At 64.5% G+C, this 6688-nt stretch carries 7 protein-coding genes; 6 read left to right on the top strand and 1 reads right to left on the bottom strand.

Going from position 1 to position 6688, the window contains the following annotated elements; translation table 11 throughout:
- Positions 1-73: 73 nt before the first annotated feature.
- The 6 genes from traA to L630_RS0120105 all read left to right on the top strand — a co-directional run bounded on the left by traA (position 74) and on the right by L630_RS0120105 (position 6162).
- Positions 74-3064 (top strand): Ti-type conjugative transfer relaxase TraA, encoded by a 2991-nt coding sequence (gene traA, locus L630_RS0120080; protein ID WP_024849971.1) that lies wholly within the window; start codon positions 74-76, stop codon positions 3062-3064.
- A gap of 130 nt (positions 3065-3194) precedes the next feature.
- The gene (locus L630_RS0120085; protein ID WP_024849972.1) at positions 3195-3446 is read left to right on the top strand and encodes an AlpA family transcriptional regulator; all 252 of its coding nucleotides are present in this window, start codon (positions 3195-3197) and stop codon (positions 3444-3446) included.
- Positions 3436-3678, top strand: coding sequence for a hypothetical protein (locus L630_RS23045; RefSeq protein WP_024849973.1), 243 nt, complete (start codon positions 3436-3438; stop codon positions 3676-3678). Before L630_RS0120085 ends, L630_RS23045 begins: the two co-directional genes overlap by 11 nt.
- A gap of 102 nt (positions 3679-3780) precedes the next feature.
- Complete coding sequence (locus tag L630_RS0120095) at positions 3781-4200, top strand: putative toxin-antitoxin system toxin component, PIN family (RefSeq protein WP_024849974.1); 420 nt, start codon at positions 3781-3783, stop codon at positions 4198-4200.
- Positions 4197-4457, top strand: a complete 261-nt coding sequence (locus L630_RS0120100; RefSeq protein WP_024849975.1) for a toxin-antitoxin system HicB family antitoxin — start codon at positions 4197-4199, stop codon at positions 4455-4457. The genes L630_RS0120095 and L630_RS0120100 overlap by 4 nt, the downstream gene beginning before the upstream one ends.
- A gap of 19 nt (positions 4458-4476) precedes the next feature.
- Positions 4477-6162: a recombinase family protein gene (locus L630_RS0120105; protein ID WP_024849976.1), complete on the top strand. Its 1686-nt coding sequence runs from the start codon at positions 4477-4479 to the stop codon at positions 6160-6162.
- Positions 6163-6446: 284 nt separating this feature from the next.
- Here L630_RS0120105 and L630_RS21980 read toward each other — a convergent pair.
- On the bottom strand, positions 6447-6688 hold a 242-nt coding region (locus tag L630_RS21980; RefSeq protein ID WP_034331122.1), incomplete at its 5' end, for a transposase.

Below are 6688 nucleotides of genomic sequence, written 5' to 3' on the forward strand. Positions count from 1 at the left end.
AGATTTTTTCGAGGGAGGGCGCGCCTATACGTCGTTCCGACGTGCGCGTGAATGTGTAGATGTTCGGATCGCCATGGCGATCTATCATCTTCACGTCAAGGTCATTGGCCGCAAGGCCGGATCGAGCGCGGTGGCGTCTGCCGCCTACCGCTCGGCCTCGCGGATGCGCGACGAGCGGCTGGGGCGCGTGCAGGACTTTTCCAAGAAGCGCGGCGTCGTCCATTCCGAAGTGCTGCTGCCGGATGGAGCGCCCGAAGTCTGGTCCGACCGCGAACGGCTCTGGAACGATGTGGAGGCGTTCGAGGTCAGGAAAGATGCCCAGCTTGCCCGCGAGGTCGAGTTCGCCATTCCGCGCGAGATGACGCAGGCGCAGGGCATCGAGCTTGCCCGCGACTTCGTGCAGGCCGAGTTTGTCGATCACGGCATGATCGCCGATCTCAACGTGCATTGGGACATCGGCGAGGACGGCATGCCAAAGCCCCATGCCCATGTCATGCTCACCATGCGCGAGGTGGACGGGGACGGGTTCGGCCAGAAGGTGCGCGACTGGAACCGCACGCAGATGCTCGAACGGTGGCGCGAACGCTGGGCCGAGCATGTGAATGAGCGGCTGGCCGAACTCGACATAGACGCACGCATCGACCATCGCAGCCTTGAGGCGCAGGGCATCGGGCTTGAGCCGCAAACGCAGATCGGCGCAGCCGCACAGCGCATCGAGACACGCAGTGTCGGCGAAGGGATCAAGACCGCAGCCGACCGCGCCGAGATGCACCGCGAGATCGCGCGGAACAATGGCGACCGGGTCATCGCCGATCCTTCCATTGCTCTCGACGCGATCACGCATCATCAATCGACCTTCACGCGGCGCGATATGGCGATGTTCGCGCACCGGCACAGCGACGGCATCGACCAGTTCAACGCGGTCATGGGGGCGATGCGCGGTTCGCCCGATCTGGTCGAGCTTGGCAAGGACGGACGCGGCGAGGATCGATTCACGACCCGCGACATGATCGAGGCCGAACAGCGGCTCCATCGCGCGGCCCAGATGATGGCAGAGAAGGAGCGGCACGAGGTCAGCGACAGAGACAGGGAGGCGGCGCTGGCGCGCGCCGAACAGCGCGGCCTTGTTCTGTCCGGCGAGCAGGCCGAGGCGCTGGCGCATGTTACGGACGGGCGCGATCTTGGCATTGTCGTCGGTTATGCCGGGACGGGCAAGAGCGCCATGCTGGGCGTTGCGCGCGAGGCATGGGAGGCGGCGGGCTATGAGGTGCGCGGCGTCGCCCTTTCCGGCATCGCCGCCGAGAATCTGGAAAGCGGATCGGGCATTGCGTCGCGCACCATCGCCAGCATGGAGCATGGCTGGAAGAACGGACGCGATATGCTGACTGCCCGTGACGTGCTTGTCATCGACGAGGCGGGTATGGTCGGCACGCGGCAGCTGGAGCGCGTGCTGTCGCATGCGGCGGAGGCTGGCGCAAAGGTGGTGCTGGTTGGCGATCCGCAGCAGCTCCAAGCAATAGAGGCCGGCGCGGCCTTCCGCTCGCTGCATGAGCGTCATGGCGGCGTGGAAATCCATGAGGTCCGCCGCCAGCGCGAGGACTGGCAGCGGGATGCAACACGCGATCTGGCGAGCGGCAGAACGCGAGAGGCAATCCATGCCTATGACAGCCTCGGCATGGTGCATGAAGCACAGACGCGAAAGCAGGCGCGCGGCGATCTGATCGAGCGCTGGGACCGCGACCGGCAGGCGGCACCGGATGCGAGCCGCATCATCCTCACCCACACCAATGCGGAGGTGCGCGAACTCAACGAGGCGGCCCGCGACCGGATGCGCGAGGCAGGCGATCTTGGCGAGGACGTGCGCGTGACCGTCGAGCGCGGCGAAAGAAACTTCGCCGCCGGGGATCGCGTCATGTTCCTGGCTAACGAGCGCGGCCTTGGCGTCAAGAACGGCACGCTTGGCACCATCGAGGATATCAGCACAACATCCATGTCGGTTCGCACTGACGACGGGCGCAGCGTGTCCTTCGACCTGAAGGACTATGACCGCATCGACCACGGCTATGCGGCCACCATCCACAAGGCGCAGGGCATGACCGTTGACCGGACGCATGTGCTGGCGACGCCCGGCATGGACGCCCATGGCAGCTATGTCGCCCTGTCGCGTCACCGCGGCGGCATGGACCTGCATTATGGCCGCGACGACTTCGCCAGTCAGGACAGATTGGTGAACACTCTTTCGCGCGACCGCGCGAAGGATATGGCGACGGATTACGAGCAGCAGATCGGCCCGGCGCAGGATTATGCCGAGCGGCGCGGCATCACCTTCCGCGCCCGTGTCGCCGAGATCATGCGCAAGATCGTGCCGGAACGTGTGCGCGACAGGATCGACGGGCTGCTCGACGGTCTGCGCTCCCCCGGCAGCGGCGTGCCTGGCGCGGATGCTGTGAAGCAACCGGAAAGAGAGAGCGCCGGGAAGGAAGCGGAGATCGACCCGGAGGCGGCGTTGCGCCGCGCCCGTGGCAGGGCCTTCGTCCGTCATGCCCGCGCCGTGGATGCGATCTTGCGGGCGCAGGCGCAGGACATCGCCGCAACGCCCGAACAGATCGAGGAACTGCAAGAGGCTCGCACGGGCTTCGACAAACTCCGGCCTCATGGCTCCCATGATGCCGAGGCCGTCTACAAGAGGAACCCCGAGCTTGCGGCCGAGGCCGCATCGGGCGATCGCGACAGAGCCTTGCCAGCAAGGCGTGCCCTGCAACTGGAAACCGAGATGCGCCAGAACCCCGAACTGCGCGCCGACCGCTTTGTCGAGCGGTTCCGGGAACTCAAACAGACCGGAGAGCGCCAATATGCGGCGGGCGACTATTCCGGCTATCACGCCGCACGGGCAGAAATGGGCAACATGGCGATGAGCCTTGAACGCGACCCGCAGCTTGAATCCCTGCTTGAAGGCCGCAGGCGCGATCTCGGCATCTCCTTCGAAACAGGCATGGGCATCAGTCGCGATCTGGCAATCAGTCACGGTCTCGGAAGGGGCAGAGGACGCGGGATCGGACTGTAGGTTTCCAGTATTTTCCGCCGTTTCTACGACGCAGAACGACGCCAGCTAAATAACTGTTGCGAAACAATAATTCATTGCTCTCACTGGTCTCTGCAATCGTCAGAAACAACCAGCAGAGGGCAGTGCGACCATGCGCCAACCAGACCGTATCGTCCGCCTGAAAACGGTTCTCGCCCGCACCGGCCTGTCGCGGTCCACCATCTACCGCAAGATCGCGGAAGGCACCTTCCCGGCTCAGCTCAGGATCAGCACCAACGGAGCCGGCTGGCGAGAATCCGACATCGACCGCTGGGTCGCCGATCCCGCCGCGTGGCGGCCCGCGGACGATGCCGCCAATGACAACCGGCGCTGCGGCCGAAAGGCGGCAAGCCATGAGCCCTGATGACGACAGGCCAGAACGCCGGTGGCCAGTACAGGCCGCCAACGACAATGCAGGCACGGCAGGACCCGATCCAAAGGCTTTGCGCAAGGTCGATGCCGTCGCCCTGACGCTTGCCCGCATCATCGGCCGCCGCATGGCGCGCGAGGACTTCGCGAAGGCAACGCAAGCGGCCAATGACAATACGCCGTCAGCCCGTAACGGTGACGGGGAAGATGCTGGCGACGAACAATGAACAGGTGGCGCTGCCGCTTCTTCGTTGCCCATCGGCCTGCCGGAAGACTGGTTCCTTGCTCATAATATTGACATCTTATGAGATGTTTCTATTATTACAGCCATGAGACTGGTTCTGGACACCAATGTCATCGTGGCGGCCTTCCGCAGTCGCAACGGCGCGAGCAATCTGCTCCTGCGTTTCGTGGATTGTGGTCTGGTTACCCCGCTTTGTTCAACCGCGCTGTTTCTGGAATACGAGGCGGTGTTGAGCCGGGAAGAGACTCGGAAGGCGACGGGCCACAGCCTGGAGGATGTCGCGGAGCTGATAAGCGCGCTCGCCGCCGTGTCCGAGGGCGTTGATATTTCGTTCAGGACGCGGCCCATCTTGTCCGATGCAGCGGACGAGATGGTGCTTGAGGCCGCGCTGAACGGACAGGCCGACGCCATCGTGACGCACAATGTCAGGGACTTCCGTCCGGCCTCGACGCTGGGCGTGACCGTCGCAACACCGGGAGAGATCGTCAGGAGACTGAACACATGACGCAGACCCAACGCTACAAATACCCCTTGCAGCTGCCGCAATCGCTCAAGGAGACGGCGGCGCGGCTGGCGCAGGAGGACGGTGTATCGCTCAATCAGTGGATCGTCTCGGCGGTTGCGCAGAAGATCGGCGCGGTGGAGACCGCCGCCGACTTCCTGAAAGCCCGCGCCGGCACGGCGAAGCGCGGCGATCTGACGAAGCTTCTGGACAGAGCGCCGGACGTGCCGCCGATGCCGAAGGACGCCATCAAGGACTGACAGAACGGAGTTTGCCCCCATGATCCGCGTTGCCCTTTACGCGCGCTATTCCTCCGACAACCAGCGTGATGCCTCGATCGAGGACCAGTTGCGCCAGTGCCGGGAACGCGCGGCGCGCGAGGGCTGGACGGTGGTGGAGACCTATTCCGACCGCGCCATCTCCGGCGCATCCCTCATCCGCGCCGGCATCCAGTCGCTTCTGGCCGATGCGCAGGCGGGCCGTTTCGACATGGTGCTGTCGGAGGCGCTCGACCGCATCAGCCGCGATCAGGAGGACGTGGCAGGCGTCTTCAAGCGGCTGCGCTTTGCGGGCGTGACGATCTTCACCCTGTCGGAAGGCGAGATCAACGAGCTTCATGTCGGCCTGAAAGGCACCATGAACGCGCTGTTCCTGAAAGACCTCGCCATCAAGACCCATCGCGGCATCAGGGGGCGTGTGGAAGCGGGCAAGATCGGCGGCGGCAATGCCTATGGCTATCGCGTCGTCCACCAGCTCGACGCGCGCGGCGAGCCGATCCGGGGCGAGCGCGAGATTATCGAGGAACAGGCCGAGGTGGTTCGGCGCATCTTCCGCGAATATGTCGCGGGCAAGGGGCCGCAGCGCATTGCGGCAGACCTCAACCGCGACGGCATTCCTAGCCCTACCGGAAAGCGATGGGGCGATACCGTCATTCGCGGCAACCGGGAAATCGGCTCCGGCATCCTCAATTGCGAACTCTACATTGGCCGCCTGGTCTGGAACCGCCAGCGCAAGGTGAACAACCCCGACACGGGCCGCTATGCCTATCGCCGCAATCCGCAAAGCGAATGGGTGTTTGGCGAAGCGCCGGAACTGCGCATCATCCCGCAGGAACTCTGGGATGCCGCCAAGGCCCGGCAGTCCCATTTGGCAAACCTGTTCGCCCGGCGGATCGAGAACACGCGCGCCGCCATGAAGACACTGGTGGCGAAGAACGGCGGCCTCAATGCCACCCACCGCCCGCGCACATTGCTGTCCGGCCTGTTGATCTGCGGTTGCTGCGGCGGCACCTACCGGCGACGCGGCCTCGACCGCTATGCTTGCACCAACCATGCGCTCGGCAATGGTTGTGACAATGGCCGCACCGTCCCGCGCAAGGCGCTGGAAGAGCGCGTCCTGACCGGGCTGCGCGAGCGCATGATGACGCCGGACATGGCGGCGGAAGCCATGCGCGCCTATGCCGAGGAAACCAACCGGCTCAACCGGGAGCGTCAGGCCATGGCCGAGACGACCCGCATCGAGCTTGCCGAGACGGCCAGGGCCATTGCGGAGATCGTGCGCGTCATCGAACAGGGCGGCTGGCATCGCGCCCTGTCCGACCGTCTGACCGAGCTTGAAGCCAGACAGGACAGCCTCACCGCCCGCCTGTCGAGCGCCCCGCAGGACGTACCCGCCATCCATCCCGGCGTTGCGGAAACCTTCCGGCGCAGGATCGAGCGCCTGACCGAAGCGCTCGACCATCCCGACGACGCTCTCGAAGCCGCCGACGCCATCCGCGAGATCATCGACCGCATCGTCATCACCCCCGGCGAGAAACGCGGCAGCTACAGCGTCACCCTGCAAGGCGAGCTTGGCACAATCCTTGACTGGATCGAGCGCACCGGCAAGCCCGGTTACAGGCCCATCCCCGATACCGCCCCATCCCGATTGTCAACGCCGGACAAAACATGGGCGAGACCGGGGTAGCAAGGTGCAAGGAAAGTCTTTGGCACCGTGGAATAAATGGAGGGGACCCGCTCGCGGGGAGCAGGCCGTTTATGCCGCGAGGCCGAAGAGTTTTCTTGGGCCGCGCGAGGGCAGCGCCCTTAGCTCCTGACATCAGAAACCGGCTTATTTCGGCTTTCGTACGGATGAGCTTGCGTGCAAGGCAGACGCCCGGCGGCTCACTTCAGATTTCTGCTGGATGGTGTCCCACCGCGTGGTGTAACTGACGGCATTGGTCGCCGTGCTGTCCGGCTTGGCCGGGTTGGTCAGCGTGCTGCTACTGCTGGCAGGCTGATGAAGGGATCATCGCTCAATTGTCCGACGCTTTCCAGCGTCATGTAGCGGGCACGCTGAACGGCCCATTCATCGTTCTGTTCGAGCAGCAGGGCTCCGACGAGACGCACGATGGCGTCGTCATTCGGGAATATGCCGACGACATCGGTGCGCCGCTTGATCTCCCCGTTAAGGCGTTCGATCGGATTCGTGCTGTGAAGCTTGGCCCGATGCT

Source organism: Aminobacter sp. J41 (assembly GCF_000526635.1).
GTDB lineage: Bacteria > Pseudomonadota > Alphaproteobacteria > Rhizobiales > Rhizobiaceae > Aerobium.